Annotated in this window: 18 protein-coding genes; 11 read left to right on the forward strand and 7 right to left on the reverse strand. The window is 54.7% G+C overall.

The window, feature by feature from the left end; all coding sequences use genetic code 11:
* Window positions 1-10: 10 nt before the first annotated feature.
* Entirely contained in the window at window positions 11-1,006 is a 996-nt protein-coding gene (locus AC1MKH_RS23420) for an acyltransferase (RefSeq protein WP_276219007.1), read from the forward strand.
* Here AC1MKH_RS23420 and AC1MKH_RS23425 read toward each other — a convergent pair.
* The 3 genes from AC1MKH_RS23425 to xylA form a co-directional block, all read right to left on the reverse strand.
* Window positions 1,003-1,335 carry a YiaA/YiaB family inner membrane protein gene (locus AC1MKH_RS23425; RefSeq protein WP_276219009.1) on the reverse strand — a complete coding sequence of 111 codons (333 nt, stop codon included), beginning with the start codon at window positions 1,333-1,335 and terminating at the stop codon, window positions 1,003-1,005. The two genes, AC1MKH_RS23420 and AC1MKH_RS23425, sit on opposite strands and share 4 nt — an antisense overlap.
* A gap of 136 nt (window positions 1,336-1,471) precedes the next feature.
* Window positions 1,472-2,926: a xylulokinase gene (gene xylB, locus AC1MKH_RS23430; RefSeq protein WP_276219011.1), complete on the reverse strand. Its 1,455-nt coding sequence runs from the start codon at window positions 2,924-2,926 to the stop codon at window positions 1,472-1,474.
* 97 nt (window positions 2,927-3,023) lie between these two features.
* Entirely contained in the window at window positions 3,024-4,346 is a 1,323-nt protein-coding gene (gene xylA, locus AC1MKH_RS23435; protein ID WP_015962539.1) for a xylose isomerase, read from the reverse strand.
* A 350-nt stretch (window positions 4,347-4,696) separates the two neighbouring features.
* Between xylA and xylF the strand changes: the two genes are divergently transcribed.
* From xylF to xylR, 4 genes are all read left to right on the forward strand, one after another.
* Window positions 4,697-5,689: a D-xylose ABC transporter substrate-binding protein gene (gene xylF / locus AC1MKH_RS23440; RefSeq protein ID WP_276219013.1), complete on the forward strand. Its 993-nt coding sequence runs from the start codon at window positions 4,697-4,699 to the stop codon at window positions 5,687-5,689.
* Between the two features lie 68 nt (window positions 5,690-5,757).
* Window positions 5,758-7,299, forward strand: a complete 1,542-nt coding sequence (locus tag AC1MKH_RS23445; RefSeq protein ID WP_015962537.1) for a xylose ABC transporter ATP-binding protein — start codon at window positions 5,758-5,760, stop codon at window positions 7,297-7,299.
* Complete coding sequence (gene xylH / locus AC1MKH_RS23450; protein WP_276219015.1) at window positions 7,277-8,458, forward strand: xylose ABC transporter permease XylH; 1,182 nt, start codon at window positions 7,277-7,279, stop codon at window positions 8,456-8,458. The genes AC1MKH_RS23445 and xylH overlap by 23 nt, the downstream gene beginning before the upstream one ends.
* 71 nt (window positions 8,459-8,529) lie before the next feature.
* Entirely contained in the window at window positions 8,530-9,708 is a 1,179-nt protein-coding gene (gene xylR / locus AC1MKH_RS23455) for a D-xylose utilization transcriptional activator XylR (RefSeq protein ID WP_276219017.1), read from the forward strand.
* 36 nt (window positions 9,709-9,744) lie between these two features.
* Here xylR and AC1MKH_RS23460 read toward each other — a convergent pair whose 3' ends face one another.
* A complete protein-coding gene (locus tag AC1MKH_RS23460; RefSeq protein WP_276219019.1) occupies window positions 9,745-10,599 on the reverse strand; it encodes a Vmh family MBL fold metallo-hydrolase in 855 nt (284 codons plus the stop codon).
* Between the two features lie 114 nt (window positions 10,600-10,713).
* Between AC1MKH_RS23460 and AC1MKH_RS23465 the strand changes: the two genes are divergently transcribed.
* Window positions 10,714-11,595 (forward strand): LysR family transcriptional regulator, encoded by an 882-nt coding sequence (locus AC1MKH_RS23465; protein ID WP_276219021.1) that lies wholly within the window; start codon window positions 10,714-10,716, stop codon window positions 11,593-11,595.
* Between the two features lie 40 nt (window positions 11,596-11,635).
* On the opposite strand, the gene AC1MKH_RS23470 is transcribed toward AC1MKH_RS23465, so the two are convergent.
* Window positions 11,636-12,460, reverse strand: coding sequence for a protein bax (locus tag AC1MKH_RS23470; RefSeq protein ID WP_149463653.1), 825 nt, complete (start codon window positions 12,458-12,460; stop codon window positions 11,636-11,638).
* 315 nt (window positions 12,461-12,775) lie between these two features.
* Between AC1MKH_RS23470 and AC1MKH_RS23475 the strand changes: the two genes are divergently transcribed.
* Window positions 12,776-14,809 (forward strand): alpha-amylase, encoded by a 2,034-nt coding sequence (locus AC1MKH_RS23475; protein WP_276219023.1) that lies wholly within the window; start codon window positions 12,776-12,778, stop codon window positions 14,807-14,809.
* Between the two features lie 173 nt (window positions 14,810-14,982).
* On the forward strand, window positions 14,983-16,242 hold the full coding sequence (gene avtA / locus AC1MKH_RS23480) for a valine--pyruvate transaminase (protein ID WP_253897268.1): 1,260 nt from the start codon (window positions 14,983-14,985) through the stop codon (window positions 16,240-16,242).
* 5 nt (window positions 16,243-16,247) lie between these two features.
* Here avtA and AC1MKH_RS23485 read toward each other — a convergent pair whose 3' ends face one another.
* Together AC1MKH_RS23485 and yiaJ are read right to left on the reverse strand one after the other, a co-directional pair.
* A complete protein-coding gene (locus AC1MKH_RS23485) occupies window positions 16,248-16,712 on the reverse strand; it encodes a 4Fe-4S binding protein (protein WP_276219026.1) in 465 nt (154 codons plus the stop codon).
* 127 nt (window positions 16,713-16,839) lie between these two features.
* Window positions 16,840-17,655 (reverse strand): IclR family transcriptional regulator YiaJ, encoded by an 816-nt coding sequence (yiaJ, locus tag AC1MKH_RS23490; RefSeq protein ID WP_108476478.1) that lies wholly within the window; start codon window positions 17,653-17,655, stop codon window positions 16,840-16,842.
* A gap of 260 nt (window positions 17,656-17,915) precedes the next feature.
* On the opposite strand from yiaJ, the gene yiaK reads away from it, so the two are divergent.
* Genes yiaK through AC1MKH_RS23505 form a run of 3 tightly spaced genes read left to right on the forward strand, consistent with a single transcriptional unit; the run spans window position 17,916 to window position 20,345 of the window.
* The gene (gene yiaK, locus AC1MKH_RS23495; RefSeq protein ID WP_276219030.1) at window positions 17,916-18,914 is read left to right on the forward strand and encodes a 3-dehydro-L-gulonate 2-dehydrogenase; all 999 of its coding nucleotides are present in this window, start codon (window positions 17,916-17,918) and stop codon (window positions 18,912-18,914) included.
* An 11-nt stretch (window positions 18,915-18,925) separates the two neighbouring features.
* Window positions 18,926-19,393, forward strand: a complete 468-nt coding sequence (locus tag AC1MKH_RS23500) for a YhcH/YjgK/YiaL family protein (RefSeq protein ID WP_276219032.1) — start codon at window positions 18,926-18,928, stop codon at window positions 19,391-19,393.
* Between the two features lie 25 nt (window positions 19,394-19,418).
* On the forward strand, window positions 19,419-20,345 hold the full coding sequence (locus AC1MKH_RS23505; RefSeq protein ID WP_276219034.1) for a DUF4862 family protein: 927 nt from the start codon (window positions 19,419-19,421) through the stop codon (window positions 20,343-20,345).
* The last annotated feature ends 36 nt before the right edge of the window (window positions 20,346-20,381 follow it).

Consider the following 20,381-nt stretch of genomic DNA (forward strand, 5'->3'; position numbering starts at 1 on the left):
ACCGGCCCTAATGCAGCCCAAAATAAACTGGATTGATAACCTACGCGGAATAGCCTGCCTGATGGTAGTGATGATCCATACGACAACCTGGTACATTACCAACGCGCACAGTATCAGCCCGGTGAACTGGGATATTGCTAATGTTCTCAACTCTGCCTCACGCGTGAGCGTGCCGCTGTTCTTCATGATCTCCGGCTATCTCTTTTTCGGCCCGCGCAGCGCTCAGCCACGCCATTTTCTGCGGATTGCGCTGTGCCTGCTGTTTTACAGCGTCGTGGCGCTTATCTATATCGCGGCATTCACACATATCAATATCGAAGGGTCGCTTAAGAATATCCTACAGAAGCCTGTTTTCTATCACCTATGGTTTTTCTTCGCCATCATGGTGATTTATCTGGTCTCGCCGCTGATTGAGGTGAAAGCGATAAGCAGCAAAATGCTACTGGCGCTGATGGTGGTGATTGGTATTGTTGCTAACCCGAATACAGTGACGTTGAAAACCGACGGCATCGAATGGTTACCGGTGAATCTCTATATCAACGGCGATACCTTTTATTACCTGATTTACGGCCTGCTGGGGCGCGCCATCGGCATGATGGAGACGCAAAAACGTGGGTTAAGCGGGTTATGTGGCATCGGTTTTGTGCTGGCGGTAGTGGTGATTTCGCGTGGCACGCTGCATGAATTGAGCTGGCGCGGCAACTTTGCCGACACCTGGTATCTCTATTGCGGGCCGATGGTGTTTATCTGCGCGGCAACGCTGTTTGTGGTGGTAAAAAACTGTCTGAACCATCGCGTATTGCCGGGATTAGCGCTGATTTCGCGCCATTCGCTGGGCATTTATGGTTTTCACGCCCTGATTATTCATGCTTTACGCAGCAGCGGCGCAGACATTAAAAGCTGGCCGCTGCTCGATATTGTGTGGATTTTCTGCGCCACGCTGGCGGGGAGCCTGGTGCTGTCGATGCTGGTACAGCGCGTGGATAGCAAGCGATTCGTCAGCTAGCGCCAGCGCGCCGCGCCGTACATCGCGGCAAACCAGGCGAGAACGCTAAGCCCCTTTTCCGTCAGGCTGAGGGGTAAGTTCCAGATGCCCACCAGCATTAAGCCTGTCGCCAGCAGCAGCACAAAGCGGCACAGCCCGGCAAAACGCCCCTCATCTTTTTCTTTTCCGGATAATCGCTGGTACGTCAGTACGGTGAACACACCAAGTACCAGCACGGCCAGGAAATAACCTTTATCGGTCAACTGCGGGCAGTCGCCCCATAGACATACAACGTAGAGAATAACTCCGGCACACAACACGCCCTGCGGGGCTTTCAGCGCTAACTTCATGGCGGTCTCCTTATCCATAGCAATCGCATTATGAACGGAAACCACAGCGCAACATTGGAGCAACACGAAATTTCCCGCCAATTCGGAATTCATCAATTTTGGTGGAGAATCCGCCCCGGAGACGAGGCGGAATACATCAGGACATCAGCGGCAGCAGTTGCTGATAGAGTTGACGGAAGGTTTCACGACGCGGGGCATATTGCGCATGGCGCTGTGCGTCCGGATAGTGCGCCTGCTCAAGCGGTAACTGCGGCAGCAGATCAGTGAACGGCTTATCGTGGTGAATCGCCAGTTGCGCCAGGCGCGCTGCGCCCAATGCCGGTCCGACATCGCCGCCAGTGCGGTAATCCAGCTGTTGACCGCTGATATCCGCCAGCATCTGACGCCAGTAAGCGCTACGCGCACCACCGCCAATCAGGGTCACACTTTTCGGTGTGACGCCGCAGGCATGAACCACATCCATACCGTCGGCCAGCGCAAAACCTACGCCTTCGAGCACCGCGCGCGCCAGTTCCGCCGGGCCGTGCTGGTGCGTCAGGCCAAAGAAGACGCCCTTAGCCTGCGGGTTATTGTGCGGCGTACGCTCACCGGAAAGATACGGCAGAAACCACACCGGCCCGGCATTCTCATCGGCGGATTGCGCCGCGCTGATCAGCGCAGGTACGTTTTCCAGCCCGGTGAGTTTTGCTGCCCAGTCAAGGCACGACGCTGCACTAAGCATCACCGACATTAAATGCCAGCGCCCCGGCAACGCATGACAGAAACTGTGCACCGCGCTTTCTGGCTTGCTGAGGAAACCTTCGCTTACCGCAAAGTAAACGCCTGACGTGCCGAGCGAAAGCATCGCCTGCCCGGCATCGGCCATGCCCACACCGACAGCGCCCGCCGCGTTGTCACCGCCGCCCGCTACCACCGGCACCGCTGGCATATTCCACGCCTGCGCGACGGATGGCAGCAGCGTGCCAGTAATATCACAGCCTTCAAATAGCGCAGGCATGTTGTCACGGCTCAGGCCACAAGCCGCGAGCATTTCATCGCTCCAGTCGCGTTTTGCCACGTCCATCCACATCGTGCCCGCGGCGTCGGACATGTCGCTGGCGAATTCACCGGTGATACGCAGGCGCAAATAATCTTTTGGCAGCAGGACTTTATCGACCTGAGCAAAAATCTCCGGCTCATGGCGCTTCACCCACAGCAGTTTCGGCGCGGTAAAGCCCGGCATCATCAGATTGCCGGTAATCTGGCGGGAATTTTTCACCGCGTCTTCCAGCAACTGGCACTCTTGCGCACAGCGGCCATCGTTCCACAGAATCGCCGGGCGAAGCACGCGCTGCTGCTTGTCGAGAAGGGTTGCGCCGTGCATCTGCCCGGCAATGCCCAGCGCTTTCACGTCCTGTAAACTGTGCTGCTGCGAAAGCGCTTTAATCGCGCGATCGGTCGCCTGCCACCACTGTTCCGGGTCCTGTTCAGACCACAGCGGATGCGGGCGTGAAACGGTGAGTTTCTCCGTTTGCGAGGCGACGACATCGCCCTCTTCACTCAGCAGGATAGCTTTAACGCCGGATGTACCCAGATCAATCCCAATATACATAGCGTATCGTTCCTTAAAAAAAGCCCGGTGGCGCTAACGCTTACCGGGCCTACAGACGGGTAGACCGGGCAAACTCGCTGCCGCCCGGCGTTTTCCATTATTTGTCGAACAGATAGTGATTAACCAGGTTTTCCAGCAGCTCCTGGTGACCGCTCTGATGCTGCGGCGCCAGCTGATGCTGCTCGGCATATTTTGCCAGGTCCTGCAGCGACATCTGCCCTTTCAGGATTTGCTGACCCAGTTCACCGTTCCAGCCCGCGTAACGTTTAGCCACACGTTTATCCAGCTCGCCGCCTTCAATCATACGCGCCGCCACTTTCAGCGACAGTGCCATGGTATCCATCGCGCCAATGTGGCCGTAGAACAGGTCATATTTGTCGGTGCTCTGACGACGCACTTTCGCATCGAAGTTCAGGCCACCGGTAGTGAAGCCGCCCGCTTTGAGAATTTCGTACATCACCAACGCATTCTCTTCCACGCTGTTCGGGAACTGGTCGGTATCCCAGCCCAGCTGCGGATCGCCACGGTTGGCATCAACGGAACCGAACAGGCCCAACGCAATTGCGGTAGCAATTTCGTGATGGAAAGAGTGCCCCGCCAGCGTCGCGTGGTTCGCTTCGATGTTCAGTTTAATCTCTTTTTCCAGGCCGAACTGTTTAAGGAAACCGTAAACGGTCGATGCATCGTAATCATACTGATGCTTGGTCGGTTCCTGCGGTTTCGGTTCGATAAGCAGGGTGCCCTGGAAACCGATTTTGTGTTTGTGCTCTACCACCATCTGCATGAAGCGGCCAATCTGCTCGCGTTCCTGACGCAAGTCGGTGTTCAGCAGAGATTCGTAGCCTTCACGGCCCCCCCACAGTACATAGTTCTCGCCGCCCAGTTTGTGAGTGGCATTCATAGCGGTGAAGACCTGAGTCGCCGCCCAGCTAAAGACTTCCGGGTCCGGGTTCGTTGCCGCGCCTGCGCCGTAGCGCGGGTTAGTAAAGCAGTTCGCCGTACCCCATAGCAGCTTCACACCGCTCTGCTGCTGTTTTTCGGCCAGCACGTCTACCATCTGCGCGAAGTTGTTCAGATACTCTTTCAGCGACGCACCTTCCGGCGATACGTCAACATCATGGAAGCAGTAGTAAGGCACGTTCAGCTTATGGAAGAATTCAAATGCGACATCCGCTTTGCGTTTCGCCAGGGCAATGGCTTCGCCCGGCTGCTGCCACGGGCGGTCGAATGCGCCCACGCCGAACATATCTGCGCCATTCCAGCAGAAGGTGTGCCAGTAGCAGGCGGCGAAGCGCAGGTGATCTTCCATCCGTTTACCCAGCACCAGTTCGTCAGGGTTGTAGTGGCGGAAAGCCAGCGGGTTTTCCGTTTTAGGGCCTTCGAAACGAACACGATCCAGTTGGTCGAAATAAGCTTGCATAATGAACTCCATAATCAGATACGCGGCGAGGAATAATTCGTTAGCTAATACTGAGTTCAGATTTCCTGTTCCTCAATTACGTTATTTCACACTGCGATTAAGAGAATCCACAAACGTGCGCTGGCTCGCAAAATAAAACGGCTCGCAAAATTTATGTAAATTTCTCTTAGGCGATATATAAAACTCGATCAAGCTCATAAATTGACAATTAAACCAAATATCGTAATGGGAAGATAAAAATCTGTAATTGCCAGCACCGCTTTCTATGTTAAAAATTTGCTGCGTGTTAAGTCGTGCTTGTTTCTTTTATCGCCAATCTCATTACCTACCCTACAAAAGGCATTACGACTATGAAAATCAAGAACCTTTGCCTCACGCTCTGCGCATCCCTTCTGCTTACCAGCATGGCGAGCAGCGCAAAAGAAGTCAAAATCGGTATGGCTATCGACGATCTGCGTCTTGAGCGCTGGCAGAAAGACCGCGATATTTTTGTTAATAAAGCAGAATCGTTAGGCGCCAAAGTATTTGTACAGTCGGCTAACGGAAACGAAGAAACCCAGATGTCGCAGATTGAAAATATGATCAACCGTGGCGTCGATGTTCTGGTTATTATTCCTTACAACGGTCAGGTACTCAGTAACGTCATTAAAGAAGCCAAACAGGAAGGTATTAAAGTTCTGGCTTACGATCGCATGATCAATAACGCTGATATCGATTTTTATATCTCTTTTGATAATGAAAAAGTGGGCGAAATGCAGGCCCAAAGCCTGGTCAATCAGGTGCCACAAGGGAACTATTTCCTGATGGGCGGCTCACCGGTAGATAATAACGCCAAACTGTTCCGCGCGGGTCAGATGAAAGTCTTAAAGCCGTATATCGATAGCGGCAAAATTAAAGTCGTCGGCGATCAATGGGCTGATGGCTGGTTACCGGAAAACGCGCTGAAAATTATGGAAAACGCCCTCACCGCCAATAACAACAAAATTGATGCCGTGGTGGCATCAAACGATGCGACCGCTGGCGGTGCGATTCAGGCGCTGAGCGCGCAAGGGCTGGCGGGTAAAGTCGCTATCTCCGGGCAGGATGCGGATCTTGCTGGCGTGAAACGCATTATTGCGGGCACGCAAACCATGACCGTGTATAAACCGATCACCACGCTTGCGACAACCGCCGCTGAAATCGCCGTCGAGCTCGGTAACGATCAGCAACCGAAGCCTGATACCACGCTAAATAATGGCCTGAAAGATGTGCCGTCTCGTCTGCTGACGCCAATCGAAGTGAATAAGACCAATATCGACCAGACCGTCGTTAAAGATGGGTTCCATAAGAAGAGCGAACTTTAATTTCCCTGCCCCGGTAACGGGGCAGTCGTTCTCGTTCGGCCTGAATTATCGGCTTACGTGGAGCAGCTATGTCTTATTTACTTGAAATGAAAAATATCACCAAAGCCTTTGGCGCGGTGAAAGCGGTGGATAACGTCAGCCTGCGTTTAAACCCTGGCGAGGTGGTGTCGCTGTGCGGTGAAAATGGCTCCGGAAAATCGACGCTCATGAAAGTACTGTGCGGTATTTACCCGCACGGCAGCTACGACGGCGAGATTATTTTTGCCGGGGAGACGCTTACCCCGACGCATATTCGCGATACAGAACGCAAAGGCATCGCCATTATTCACCAGGAGCTGGCGCTGGTGAAACACCTTACGGTGCTGGAGAATATTTTCCTTGGGGCAGAAATCAGCCGCCACGGTATTCTCGACTACGATGCCATGACCCTACGCTGCGAAAAATTACTTGCCCAGGTCAGTCTGGCGATTTCCCCCGACACCCGCGTGGGCGATTTGGGGCTGGGGCAACAGCAACTGGTCGAAATTGCCAAGGCGCTGAATAAACAGGTGCGCCTGCTGATCCTCGACGAGCCAACCGCCTCGCTCACCGAGCAGGAAACTGCCGTGCTGCTGGATATCATCCGCGACCTTCAGCACCACGGCATTGCCTGCATCTACATTTCACACAAGCTCAATGAAGTGAAGGCTATCTCCGACACTATTTGCGTGATCCGCGATGGTCAGCACATCGGCACGCGCGACGCCAGCAGCATGAGCGAGGACGACATCATCACCATGATGGTGGGCCGCGAACTGACGGCGCTCTATCCCAACGAACCGCACACCACCGGTGACGAGATCCTGCGCGTGGAACACCTCACGGCGTGGCATCCGGTTAACCGCCACATCAAGCGGGTAAACGATATCTCTTTCAGCCTTCGGCGCGGGGAAATTCTCGGGATTGCCGGGCTGGTCGGTGCCGGACGTACTGAGGCGGTACAGTGCCTGTTTGGCGTCTGGCGCGGGCGCTGGGAGGGAAAAATCTTTCTGGATGGCAAACCCGTGACCATTAACACCTGCCAGCAGGCGATTGCCCACGGTATTGCAATGGTGCCGGAAGATCGCAAAAAAGATGGCATCGTGCCGGTGATGGCGGTCGGTAAAAATATGACGCTGGCGGCGCTCGATCAGTTCAGCGGCGCGCTAAGCAGCCTGGATGACGCCCGCGAGCAGCAGTGTATTTTACAGTCGCTGCAGCGGCTTAAAGTCAAAACATCCTCACCGGAGCTGGCGATTGGTCGCCTCAGCGGTGGTAATCAACAGAAAGCGATTCTGGCACGCTGCCTGTTGCTCAACCCGCGCATTCTGATCCTCGACGAACCGACGCGCGGTATCGACATTGGCGCGAAATATGAAATTTACAAGCTGATCAACCAACTGGTGCAACAGGGGATCGCCGTCATCGTTATCTCTTCCGAACTGCCGGAAGTACTGGGTCTGAGCGACCGGGTGCTGGTCATGCACGAAGGGAAACTGAAAGCAGACCTGGTGAACCACAACCTGACGCAGGAAAAAGTGATGGAAGCCGCATTGAGGAGCGAACGTCATGTCGAAAAACAACCCGTCTGAAATCAAGCTGGCGGCGCCGACGCCGGCCCCCACATTTAGCCTGAAGTCGCTGAACTTGCAGGTATTCGTGATGATTGCCGCCATTGTGGTCATCATGCTGTTCTTCACCTGGACGACCGAAGGCGCGTACCTCAGCGCCCGTAACGTCTCTAACCTGCTGCGCCAGACTGCCATCACCGGCATTCTGGCGGTAGGGATGGTGTTTGTGATTATCTCCGCCGAAATCGACCTCTCTGTCGGCTCGATGATGGGGCTGCTCGGCGGCGTAGCGGCGATTTTCGACGTCTGGCTCGGCTGGCCCTTGCCGCTGACCATCATTGTGACGCTGGCGATGGGCCTGGTACTCGGCGCATGGAACGGTTGGTGGGTTGCCTATCGGAAAGTACCGTCGTTTATCGTTACCCTCGCCGGGATGCTGGCGTTCCGCGGTATTCTGATTGGCATTACAAACGGTACCACCGTGTCGCCCACCAGTGCTGCGATGTCGCAAATTGGCCAAAGTTACCTGCCTGATGGCATTGGTTTCTCCTTCGGGGCGATTGGCCTGATGGCGTTTATTGTCTGGCAGTGGCGCGGGCGCATGCGTCGTCAGAATCTTGGGCTCGCCACACCGGCCTCTACCGGCGTGGTCGGGCGTCAGGCACTGACAGCGATAATTGTGCTGGGCGCGATCTGGCTGTTGAATGACTATCGCGGCGTGCCGACACCGGTTCTGCTGCTGACGCTGCTGCTGTTGGGCGGAATGTTTATGGCCACGCGCACAGCGTTTGGACGTCGCATTTACGCCATCGGCGGTAACATCGAAGCCGCGCGCCTGTCAGGGATTAACGTCGAGCGCACCAAGCTTGCCGTCTTCGCCATCAACGGCCTGATGGTGGCGATCGCCGGGTTAATCCTCAGCTCACGTCTTGGCGCAGGTTCACCGTCGGCAGGCAACATTGCCGAGCTGGACGCTATCGCCGCCTGCGTGATTGGCGGCACCAGTCTGGCGGGCGGCGTAGGTAGCGTGGCCGGGGCGGTAATGGGCGCATTTATCATGGCGTCGCTGGATAATGGAATGAGCATGATGGACGTGCCCACTTTCTGGCAATATATCGTTAAGGGCGCCATTTTGCTGCTGGCAGTCTGGATGGATTCGGCCACCAAACGCCGCGCTTGATACGATGTACGATGACAATACCGGCCATTAAGCCGGTATTGTCATTCATGATTCACCAGGGAAATTGAACCATGTTTGAAAAGCGTCACCGTATTACCCTGTTATTCAACGCGAATAAGGCCTATGACCGACAGGTGGTCGAAGGGGTTGGCGAGTATTTACAGGCGTCGCAGTCGGAGTGGGATATTTTCATTGAGGAAGATTTCCGCGCACGAATCGAAAACATCAAAGAGTGGCTTGGCGATGGCGTGATTGCCGATTATGACGATCCGCACATCGAAGCGTTACTGGCCGACGTGAAAGTGCCCATTGTCGGCGTAGGCGGCTCTTATCATCGCCCGGAGCAGTATCCGCCCGTCCATTACATCGCCACCGATAACTATGCGCTGGTCGAAACCGCTTTCCTGCATCTGAAAGAGAAAGGCGTACATCGATTCGCGTTCTACGGCTTGCCGGGCTCCAGCGGTAAACGCTGGGCGGTAGAGCGGGAATATGCCTTTAGCCAGATTGTGGCTAAAGAGAAATATCGCGGCGTGATTTATCAGGGGCAAGAGACCGCGCCAGAGAACTGGCAGCACGCACAGAACCGCCTGGCGGACTGGCTACAAACGCTGCCGCCGCAAACCGGCATTATCGCCGTAACCGACGCCCGCGCGCGTCATATCCTGCAAGCCTGCGAACACCTGCACATTCCGGTGCCAGAGAAGCTGTGCGTCATTGGTATCGATAACGAAGAGCTTACCCGCTATCTTTCGCGGGTGGCGCTGTCATCTGTGGCACAGGGCGCGCGGCAGATGGGGTATCAGGCCGCCAAACTGCTGCACCGCCTGCTGGATAACGAGGAATTACCGCTACAGCGCCTGCTGGTGCCCCCGATGCGCGTCATTGAACGACGCTCCACCGACTACCGCTCGCTGAACGACCCGGCGGTCATTCAGGCGATGCACTACATCCGCAACAACGCCTGCAAAGGCATTAAAGTGGAGCAGGTACTCGATTCTGTCGGTATTTCGCGCTCGAACCTTGAGAAACGCTTCAAAGAAGAAGTGGGCGAAACCATTCACGCCGTGATCCACAGCGAAAAGCTGGAAAAAGCGCGCAGTTTGCTTATTTCCACCTCGCTGTCGATTAACGAAATCTCGCAAATGTGCGGCTACCCTTCCCTGCAATATTTCTATTCGGTGTTTAAAAAAGAGTACGACACCACGCCGAAAGAGTACCGCGAACAACACAGCGAAGTGCGGTTGTAGCCGCTTTGATGCTGGATGGCGCTGCGCGTGTCCGGTTTACTTCCAGGCCATCTCGCCGGTGTTGACCTTTGCGCTCAGTTCCAGCGAACTCTCATCGGCGAGATCCGGATACGCCTTTTTCATCACCCCAATCACGCCAGCCGAATTTTTCTGGCTGTTCAGCGCCAGCTCAAATTTTTGCAGATAATCAAGGGTAAAGGTGATGGCTTTCGCCCCGGAGGGCAACTTGCCAAGGTAATGGCCCGGAATCACCGTCTGCGGCTGTTCGGCCTGCATCGCTTTCAGCACGCTGCGCCATTCATTACGGCGCGTCACGGTCTGTGTATCGGCGCTCCAGATATGAATGCCGGACGCCACGCCGGTGCCGCCAAGAATCGCCTTATTCGCCGGGATCCAAACGTAGGCGGCATAGCTTTCAGGGTGTTTGATTTCGACCGCTTCGCCATCAATGGTGAAACGCATGTCGTGGAGCGGTTTTGGCGTATAGAGCTGGTGCGGCGCATCGGCTTTCAGCTGTGGCCCCCAGTAGGCCAGTTTGGCATCTCGCGTAGCCTCAATGTGAGATACCACCGCAGGCGTCGCAACAATCTCCACATTCGGGAAGGCTTTGACTATCGGTTCAAGACCAAAATAGAAATCAGGATCACCCGAGGTAATCACAATGCGCGAGAGTTTTTTACCACTTTCGCGAATCATGGCGACCAGCTTTTCACCGTCTTTCACGCTGAACTGGGCATCAAACAGCACGGCTTCTGAGGGACCGTAGACCAGCGTCGATGAGACCGGAAAAACGGCATTTTCCTGAGGGTTATACGTCTTCATCGTCAGCGGAGCGGCAAAAGTCGTGCTGCTGATAACAAGGGCGGCGATGGCGGTGAATGCACGTTTCATGATGAACCTGATGTTGTTATGTGTGAGACCGTCCATTTTACGGATTTCCCCACCTGTCAGAATTCCCGAAAACCGATATGCTTGGTTTCATAAAACGATCAGCTGGAGCCGTTCATGGATAGAGTCACCGCCGCACGCGTATTTAATCGCATCTGCGAACTGGGCAGCCTGAGCGCCGCATCACGCGCGCTGGGAATTTCGCGGCCTATGGTCAGCCGCTATCTGGAACAGATGGAACAGTGGGCGGGCGCGCGCCTGATTCATCGTACTTCGCGCCGCCTGACGCTGACGCCAGCTGGCGAAGAGATTTTGCTTAAGACGCGCCATCTGATTCAGCTCGCCCAGGAAATTGAGCTGCGCAATCAGCAGGATGAACCCTCCGGCGTGCTGCGCGTTGCCTGTGCGCACCTGACGGCTACCTGCATCATTGGGCCGATTGTCACCGAATTTCTGAATCGGTATCCGGCGCTACGCCTGGAACTGGATGTGAACAACCATCCGGTGAACCTGGTGAGCGAGCGCATTGACGTGGCAGTGCGCATTACCAATAACCCGGAGCCTGGAACCATTGCTCGCCGCCTGGGCGAATGCCGTTCAGTGCTTTGCGCCGCACCGGATTATCTGGCCCGCTACGGTACGCCGCAAACGCCTGCCGATCTCGCCCATCATAACTGCCTGCACTACAGCCGTTTCGCCGGGCAGAGCTGGCACTTTACCACTGCCGAAGAAACAGAGGTATCGGTCAATATCAGCGGTAATTTCAGCGCCACGATTTCAACGGTGTTACTGGATGCGGCCATAGCGGGCTGTGGTATTGCGATGGTGCCGGAAATGGAAGCCAGGGAAGCATTGGCAAAAGGAAGTGTGGTAGCGCTGCTGGCAGAGTATGAACCGGCCAGGCTGGGAATTTATGGTATGTATTTGTCGCGGGAGTATCAGCCAGGGGGATTAAGGCCGTTTCTGGATATGCTGGAGCATGCATTGTTAGGGGCGTAAAAAAGGGAGCTTCCGCTCCCTTTAGCATTCCAGATGAGGATTACATATGCGCCGCAATCAGACGCTGGTTATCCTGGTACATCGCGAACAGATAGTTGTTGTAGCTCGAACCTTTGGTGGAATAACCCTTCAGCTTATGAATCATCGCGCTGGCGGTGACTTCCTGGTCCGTCTTACGCAACTGCGCGCGAGACTTACGGAATGACGAGTACGCCGGATGGGTATTCAGGTTCATCGCGTAGGCCTGGACAGACGCTTTGACAGAGTCAAAGTGCGAGTAGCCATTCACTTTACCGGAACCATTTTTACACTTACCGGAACCACACTTCATCCCGAACAGATTGTTGTTGGCGCGTGCCAGTTTTGACGTCCCCCAACCACTCTCTGCCGCAGCCATGGTCGCCACCATGCTGCCAGGGATGATGTCGACACGTTCAAGCAGTGAATTCCACGGCACCTTGCGGGTGTTACCGTTCCACTTCACCTTATAGCGCGTGGTGATGTCTTTCAAACGCGCACGCTCAGACGGCGACCAGCGGCCTTCGTACTGCTTTGAAACCAGCCAGTTACGATCGGCAGTGATTGCTGCATTTTGGCTTGTAATATAAGGCATTACCGTCCGGAGAAACGCTCTTTTCCTTGGGGTTCCGGAAGGGTATTTTCGCAAATCAGGAAGTGAACTGCTCTTTACACTATTGCGAGAATACTCTTGTTTACTGCTAACCTTAGTACTACTAACCTTTTTAACTGAGGCTTTATGATGCTCTGTTACTGTGTGAGTTTTCGCTAACACCCCACCAGAAAAAATCATGGTGAGTAACATAAGTATCGCTGCCCCATATCGTCGAATGGGAGTCGATATCATTAGGTCTCCTGGTCGGATTTAATCATTCCAACACCTTATTTTTGTCTCGAAATTGAGAGTTGAATCTCAAATCATACCAAAAATAGCCCGCCTACGCACCCTGTTGAATAGTCCTTGTCCTAAAACAATGGCACAACTTTGCCATGGACAAAAACCGTACGCATAATAGTAATCATTGGAAATGATACGGTTATCGCACTTTTTACTGAATTTTGACGCCCGTCACTCACCCCTTTTTATCCTCCCCCTGAGAGGATGAGGCTTGCGCGGTCAATTGCTGCCACACTGTTGAAAAAAACCGCGACAGGACCCGACATGAAACTCGCTGCGCTTGTACCGCTACTGCTCCCGACCTACGCCTTCGCCGCCTGGACAGTGAATGACTTCCCGGCATTTACTCCCGAAGGTACCGGCAAATTCGTCAGTCAAAAAACACTCACGAAGGGTACTCGCCCCCTGACGTTAAATTTTGACCAACAGTGCTGGCAGCCTGCCGCAGGCATTAAGCTTAATCAGATGCTGTCGCTGGAGCCCTGCAAAGGCGACGCACCGCAGTGGCGCATCTTCCGCGACGGCAATTATCAACTGGAGATAGACACTCGATCAGGCACGCCGACGCTGTCGATTTCGGTACAAAGCGCAGCGCAAACCAGCAGCGTACAGACAGCGATTCGTCAGTGTCCGCGCTGGGATGGTAAACCGTTAACCCTTGACGTCAGCCAGACCTTTGCCGAAGGCAGCAACGTGCGGGATTTCTACAGCGGCCAAACGGCGCAGGTAAAACAGGGAAAAATCACTCTGCAACCGGCACCAGAAAGTAATGGCCTGTTGCTGCTGGAAAGTGCAGACACCACCAAACCGGCCCCCTTTAGCTGGCACAACGCTACGGTCTATTTCGTGCTGACCGACCGTTTTGTTAATGGCGATCCGGGTAACGACAACAGCTATGGCCGCCGCAAAGATGGTATGCAGGAGATAGGCACTTTCCACGGCGGTGACCTGAAAGGGCTCACCAGCAAGCTGGATTACCTGCAACAGTTGGGCGTTAACGCGCTGTGGATTAGCTCGCCGCTGGAGCAAATTCACGGCTGGGTCGGCGGCGGTACCAAGGGCGATTTCCCCCACTACGCCTATCACGGCTACTACACCCAGGACTGGACAAAACTCGACGCCAACATGGGCGACGAAAACGACCTGCGTAATCTGGTTGAGGGCGCCCATCAGCGCGGCATGCGCATTCTGTTTGACGTGGTGATGAACCACACGGGCTATGCCACGCTCGCCGATATGCAAGAGTTCCAGTTTGGCGCGCTCTATCTGGAAGGTAGCGACATCGAAAAAACGCTCGGGAAGAACTGGACAGACTGGACGCCGGGCCCAGGTCAAACCTGGCATAGCTTTAACGATTACATCAACTTCAGCGATAAAGCCGCATGGGAAAAATGGTGGGGGAAAGGCTGGATCCGCACCGATATCGGCGACTACGACAGCCCCGGTTTTGACGATCTCACCATGTCGCTGGCTTTCCTGCCAGATTTAAAAACCGAATCCGCCGCCGCCGTGGGCCTGCCCAATTTCTATGCCCATAAACCCGATACGCAGGCCAAAGCGCTGGCCGACTTCACGCCGCGCGATTACCTCACTCACTGGCTGAGCCAATGGGTGCGCGATTACGGCATCGACGGTTTCCGCGTGGACACCGCCAAACATGTAGAAATGGCGGGCTGGCAGCAACTGAAGACGCAATCCAGCCAGGCGCTGGCCGAGTGGAAAAAAGCCAACCCGGACAAAGCGCTGGATAACGCCCCCTTCTGGATGACCGGCGAAGCCTGGGGCCACGGCGTGATGGAGAGCGACTATTACCGTCACGGCTTTGACGCGATGATTAACTTCGATTATCAGGACCAGGCGGCGAAGGCGGCAGATTGCCTGGCGAATATCGATCTCACCTGGCAACAGATGGCCGACAAATTACAGTCGTTCAACGTGCTGAGCTACCTTTCATCCCACGACACCAGCCTGTTCCGCGAGAAAGGTAACAACGCCGCCGAGCTTCTGCTGCTGGCCCCCGGTGCGGTGCAGATTTTCTATGGCGACGAGTCGAATCGTCCGTTTGGCCCAACCGGCTCTGACCCGCTTCAGGGTACGCGCTCAGAGATGAACTGGCAGGATATCAGCGGGAAATCGGCCGCCAGCGTCGCGCACTGGCAGCGTTTAGGCCAGTTCCGCGCGCGCCACCCGGCGGTGGGCGCAGGCAAACAGACGACGCTGACGCTCCCACAGGGCTATGGTTTTGTGCGGCAAAACGGTGACGATAGCGTGATGGTTATCTGGGCCGGGAATCGCTAAAAATCCGCTATTTGGCCCGTTCTACGCAGAGCGGGCCACCGCAACATAAAGCTCCACATACGTAGATAATCGTAGGTAGTTATTCCGACGCACCTGTCATTAAGCCATTTGCACCGCGCGGGCGGTGGCGTTATGGTGAGCCTCTTTACAGCAATAGCAGTCGATGATCCGCGATGAAATTTTCACTTTTCGGCGATAAATTCGCCCGCCATTCAGGCATTACGCGCCTGATGGAAGACCTGAACGATGGCCTGCGCACTCCCGGCGCAATCATGCTCGGCGGCGGTAACCCCGCGCAAATCCCCCAGATGAATACGTACTTCAAAAACCTGTTGGCGGATATGCTTGAAAGCGGTAAAGCCACGGATGCGCTATGTAATTACGACGGTCCTCAGGGGAAAAGTGAGCTACTCGCGGCGCTGGCAGAAATGCTGCGCGAAGAATTAGGTTGGGATATTGAACCGCAGAACATTGCACTGACAAACGGCAGCCAGAGCGCGTTTTTCTACTTGTTCAATCTCTTCGCCGGTCGCCGTGCCGATGGCACCACCCGCAAGGTGCTGTTCCCGCTGACGCCGGAGTATATCGGCTATGCCGATTCCGGCCTGGAAGATGAACTGTTCGTCTCTACGCGCCCCAATATCGAGCTGCTGCCAGACGGCCAGTTTAAATATCACGTCGATTTTGACCGCCTGCCGATCAACGACGAAACGGGCATGATTTGCGTCTCGCGCCCAACCAACCCGACCGGCAACGTCATCACCGATGAGGAAGTGCTGCGTCTGGACGCGCTGGCGAATCAACACGGCATTCCGCTGGTGATTGATAACGCCTATGGTCTGCCGTTCCCGGGCATTATTTTCAGCGAAGCGCGCCCGCTGTGGAACCCGAACATTGTGCTGTGCATGAGCCTCTCCAAGCTCGGCCTGCCGGGCAGCCGTTGCGGGATTATCATCGCCAACGAAGAGATCATCACCGCCATCAGCAACATGAACGGCATTATCAGCCTTGCGCCTGGCGGAATGGGCCCGGCGATGATGTGCGAAATGATCAAACGCCGCGACCTGCTTAAGCTTTCAGAAACGGTGATTAAACCGTTCTACTATCAGCGTGTTCAGGAGACGATCGCGATCATTCGCCGCTATTTGCCGGAAGAACGCTGTTTAATTCACAAACCCGAAGGGGCGATTTTCCTCTGGCTGTGGTTTAAAGATTTGCCGATCACCACCGAACTGCTGTACCAGCGCCTGAAAAAGCGCGGCGTGTTGATGGTGCCGGGCGACTACTTCTTCCCGGGTCTGGAAAAACCGTGGCCGCATACACACCAGTGCATGCGTATGAACTACGTGCCGGAGCCGGATAAAATTGAAGCGGGCGTGAAAATTTTGGCGGAAGAAGTGGAACGCGCGTGGCAGGAAAGTAACTGCATCTGACCGCTTCAGGCAAACAGAGCCTTGATGCCAATTTTACTCGTGTCCACACAGCGCAATGCCGATGTCGGACACGCCTCCACACACGCTGGCCCCTGCGCGCGATGCTGACATAAATCGCATTTAATCGCCTGGGGCCGCGCATTCTGTACCACCACACGCATCGCGCCAAACGGGCACGCCACCATACAGCTTTTACAGCCAATACAACGCTGCTGTTCAACGGAAATGTACTCTTTTTCACGGCGAATCGCCCCCGTTGGGCACACGTTCATGCACGGCGCATCTTCGCACTGATGACACGCCACGGCGGACGAGAACGTATCGCCTTTCACCACCTGAATGCGGGGAAGGAAAGCCTCACGCGACACGGCTGCGCAATCCTGTTCCGCCTGATGCGACACCACGCAGGCCACTTCACAGGTACGGCAACCGATGCACTTCTGCGCATCCGCAACAATAAACGGGTTCATTCTCCACTCCATCCGGGGCTCCAGCCTTAAGAGTGCCAGAGCGGATGGCAGGCACGCCTTGATCCCGCGCGGGAAAGGCGTGTTTTTTGTCAGACGCCAGAGAGGATCTGGCGGTATGCCTGAAACGCTAGCTGCGAACGCTAAAACCGAGTTCGTTAGAAATAGCCAGCGCCGTTTCACGCAGCGGCTTCAGCAGGTTTTTCTCGCCTACCTGTTTAAGGCGCGACGTCGAGAGCGAAATCGAGATGGCGTAAGGCACACGACCATGAATATCAAACACCGGTACCGCAATACAGGATACGCCTAACTCATTCTCTTCCCGGTCCATCGCCATGCTGCTTTCGCGAATTTGCGCCAGCTCATCGTACATCGCCGGCAGGCCGGTAATGGTATTGCGGGTCAGCGGCTGAATTTGTTCCTTGTGGCTTTCCCAGTAGCTTTCGACGTAATCCGCATGGCCAAACGCCATATAAATTTTGCCCATCGCGGAGCAGTAGAGCGGCATGTGCTGGCCGATATAGGCACGCGTACGCAGCATCCCGGTAGTCGGTTCCAGCTTATAGATCAAAATCGCGTGGTCGTCTTCACGGCTGGAGAAGTTCACCGTCTCACCCGTCGCGAGGTTCAGCGCCTCAAGATGCGGCGCGGCAACGTGAATGATATTAAGCGACGAGAGCGCCTTTTGCCCGACGGCGATAAATTTAGTGGTCAGCCGATAGCTTCCGGCGGCAGGCGCGGGCGTCACATACCCGCACGATTGCAAACCTTGCAGCAGGCGGTGAACGGTACTCTTGTTTAACCCAGCCAGCTCAGACAAATGCGCCAGCGGGCAACCGTTGGGATAGTTACTTAAGATTTCAATCAGCATCAACCCACGAAACAGGCTCTGGCTTCCTGCTGGCCGCTCTTTCTCCGACGTCATTTCACTCTCTTTATCGCTCATGCCGCTGCTCCCGTTTTTATCGCGCTCTGATGGTAGCGCAAAGTGTGGCTCAGTTCACGATCTGGACAGAAAATTTGTAATCATTTGATTTTACGGTGTTTTGAAAAATATGGAACAGATTGCTTTGTTAAAAAACGATCGCTATATTTGAAATCAGATTTCGCAATGTGAAATATACAGATCAACAAGCACCCAGAAACAGCTTCCAAACGGATGCTTGCGCTGATGAAAAATCGAGCAAGATGTACTGGAGATGACGTATGTTAGTTAGCTTTGCAGACCTGAAAAATGAGTTCACCCGCGTCCTGCTGGCGCGTGGCGTGGCGGCAAATACGGCAGAAGCCTGTGCCGACATGTTCGCCCGCACCACCGAGTCAGGCGTCTATTCACACGGCGTCAACCGCTTCCCGCGCTTTATCCAACAACTGGAAAACGGCGACATCATTCCCGATGCCTTACCTGAGCGCATTACCAGCCTTGGCGCAATTGAACAGTGGGACGCGCAGCGTTCTATCGGCAACCTGACGGCGAAAAAGATGATGGATCGCGCCATTGACCTGGCTTCCGATCACGGTATTGGGCTGGTTGCGGTACGCAACGCTAATCACTGGATGCGCGGCGGCAGCTACGGCTGGCAGGCAGCGGAAAAAGGCTATATCGGCATTTGCTGGACGAACTCCATCGCGGTGATGCCCTCCTGGGGCGCAAAAGAGTGCAACATCGGCACCAACCCGCTGATCGTCGCGATTCCTTCCACGCCGATCACCATGGTGGATATGTCGATGTCGATGTTCTCTTACGGCATGCTGGAAGTGAATCGTCTGGCGGGTCGCCAGCTACCGGTCGATGGCGGCTTTGACGATGAAGGCAATCTCACCAAAGAACCAGGCGTGATTGAGAAAAACCGTCGCATTCTGCCGATGGGTTACTGGAAAGGTTCCGGCCTCTCTATCGTGCTGGATATGATTGCCACCCTGCTCTCTAACGGCGCATCCGTTGCCGAAGTCACCGAAGACAACAGCGATGAATACGGTATCTCGCAGATTTTCATCGCTATTGAAGTCGACAAACTGATCGACGGCGAAACGCGCGACGCCAAACTGCAACGCATCATGGATTACATCACCAGCGCCGAACGCGCGGATGAAAACGTCGCGATACGTCTGCCAGGCCATGAATTTACCCGACTTCTTGAAGAAAACCGCCGCAACGGCATTACCGTTGACGACAGCGTGTGGGCGAAAATTAAAGCCCTGTAAGGAGATGCGCCATGATTTTTGGTCATATTTCTCAGCCTAATCCCTGCCGGCTTCCGGCAGCGATTGAAAAAGCGCTCAATTTCCTGCGCACGACCGATTTCAGCCAGCTGTCGCCGGGCGTGGTAGAAATCGATGGCAAGACCATTTTCGCGCAGGTCATCGATTTAACCACGCGCGAACCACATGAAAATCGCCCCGAAGTACATCGCCGCTACCTGGATATTCAGTTTCTGGCGTGGGGAGAAGAGAAAATCGGTATTGCCATCGACACCGGTAATAATGAGGTGAGCGAAGAACTTCTTGAACAGCGCGACATTATTTTTTATCACCACAGCGAGAATGAATCGTTTATTGAAATGGTTCCCGGAAGCTACGCTATATTTTTCCCGCAAGACGTCCATCGCCCGGCGTGTAATAAAAACGGGGCAACGCCAATCAGGAAAATTGTGGTTAAAGTCGCGGTGTCGGCACTGAATTAACGAACTCAATTTTCAGGAGTGAAAAATGAATACTCATAACGCCGGTTATATTATCGGCGCGTATCCCTGCGCGCCGTCATTCCACCAGCAAAGTGAAGAGCAGGAAGCTGAATTCTGGAAGCAGCTTGCCGACACGCCGCATATTCGCGGGCTGGAACAACCGTGCCTGGAAAATCTGCATCCTTTTGGCGATGAATGGCTGTTAAAACACACGCCTGGTGAGTGGCAAATCGTGGTCACTGCCGTCATGGAAACCATGCGCCGTCGTGGGGGAAATGGTGCCTTTGGCCTGGCCTCTGCCGATGAAGAGCAGCGCCAGCAGTGCGTGGCGTATTATCGCCATCTGCTCAATAAAATTACAGCAGTAAATAAGGCGCACCCCGGCAAAGTTATCGCGCTGGAAATGCAGGCCGCACCGCAGGCGGGAAACAGCAATATACAGCAGGCCACCGCCGCTTTTGCCTGCTCAATCAACGAGATTACAGCCTGGGACTGGCCGTGCGAACTGGTGCTGGAACACTGCGATGCGATGACCTCCGCCGCGCCGCGCAAAGGCTTTCTTCCACTGGAAAATGTACTGGAGGTGCTCTCTGACCGCGACGTTGGCGTCTGCATCAACTGGGCGCGTTCCGCCATTGAAGGCCGCAACACCACTTTACCTCTCGAGCATACGGTGATGGCCAAACAGGCCGGGAAACTGCGCGCGCTGATGTTCTCCGGCACCACGCTTGAGGGTGAATATGGCGAGTGGCAGGATCTGCACGCACCGTTTGCGCCCTTCTGCCCGGACAGTTTAATGACCGCAGAACACGCCAAATCACTCTTTAATGCGGCGGGGCCTGCAACCTTACAATTTTCCGGTATCAAATTACTGGAAATTAATGCTAATGCCTCCGTTAATCACCGCGTAGAAATACTGCGTGACGGCATAAGCCAGTTACAGAAAATCTAATAATAAAAATACTTATCCTCTTTAAGAGAACATTAT

It is taken from the genome of Pseudocitrobacter sp. CD920760, from assembly GCF_057782505.1.

Coding starts and splice junctions, on each gene's coding strand:
- AC1MKH_RS23460 (WP_276219019.1), bottom strand. CDS start 10,599: ATGAAACGTGCATTCACCGCCATCGCCGCCCTTGTTATCAGCAGCACG.
- xylR (WP_276219017.1), top strand. CDS start 8,530: ATGTTTGAAAAGCGTCACCGTATTACCCTGTTATTCAACGCGAATAAG.
- avtA (WP_253897268.1), top strand. CDS start 14,983: ATGAAATTTTCACTTTTCGGCGATAAATTCGCCCGCCATTCAGGCATT.
- AC1MKH_RS23505 (WP_276219034.1), top strand. CDS start 19,419: ATGAATACTCATAACGCCGGTTATATTATCGGCGCGTATCCCTGCGCG.
- AC1MKH_RS23465 (WP_276219021.1), top strand. CDS start 10,714: ATGGATAGAGTCACCGCCGCACGCGTATTTAATCGCATCTGCGAACTG.
- AC1MKH_RS23485 (WP_276219026.1), bottom strand. CDS start 16,712: ATGAACCCGTTTATTGTTGCGGATGCGCAGAAGTGCATCGGTTGCCGT.
- AC1MKH_RS23445 (WP_015962537.1), top strand. CDS start 5,758: ATGTCTTATTTACTTGAAATGAAAAATATCACCAAAGCCTTTGGCGCG.
- AC1MKH_RS23420 (WP_276219007.1), top strand. CDS start 11: ATGCAGCCCAAAATAAACTGGATTGATAACCTACGCGGAATAGCCTGC.
- yiaJ (WP_108476478.1), bottom strand. CDS start 17,655: ATGAGCGATAAAGAGAGTGAAATGACGTCGGAGAAAGAGCGGCCAGCA.
- xylH (WP_276219015.1), top strand. CDS start 7,277: ATGTCGAAAAACAACCCGTCTGAAATCAAGCTGGCGGCGCCGACGCCG.
- xylB (WP_276219011.1), bottom strand. CDS start 2,926: ATGTATATTGGGATTGATCTGGGTACATCCGGCGTTAAAGCTATCCTG.
- AC1MKH_RS23425 (WP_276219009.1), bottom strand. CDS start 1,335: ATGAAGTTAGCGCTGAAAGCCCCGCAGGGCGTGTTGTGTGCCGGAGTT.
- AC1MKH_RS23500 (WP_276219032.1), top strand. CDS start 18,926: ATGATTTTTGGTCATATTTCTCAGCCTAATCCCTGCCGGCTTCCGGCA.
- xylF (WP_276219013.1), top strand. CDS start 4,697: ATGAAAATCAAGAACCTTTGCCTCACGCTCTGCGCATCCCTTCTGCTT.
- AC1MKH_RS23470 (WP_149463653.1), bottom strand. CDS start 12,460: ATGATATCGACTCCCATTCGACGATATGGGGCAGCGATACTTATGTTA.
- xylA (WP_015962539.1), bottom strand. CDS start 4,346: ATGCAAGCTTATTTCGACCAACTGGATCGTGTTCGTTTCGAAGGCCCT.
- AC1MKH_RS23475 (WP_276219023.1), top strand. CDS start 12,776: ATGAAACTCGCTGCGCTTGTACCGCTACTGCTCCCGACCTACGCCTTC.
- yiaK (WP_276219030.1), top strand. CDS start 17,916: ATGTTAGTTAGCTTTGCAGACCTGAAAAATGAGTTCACCCGCGTCCTG.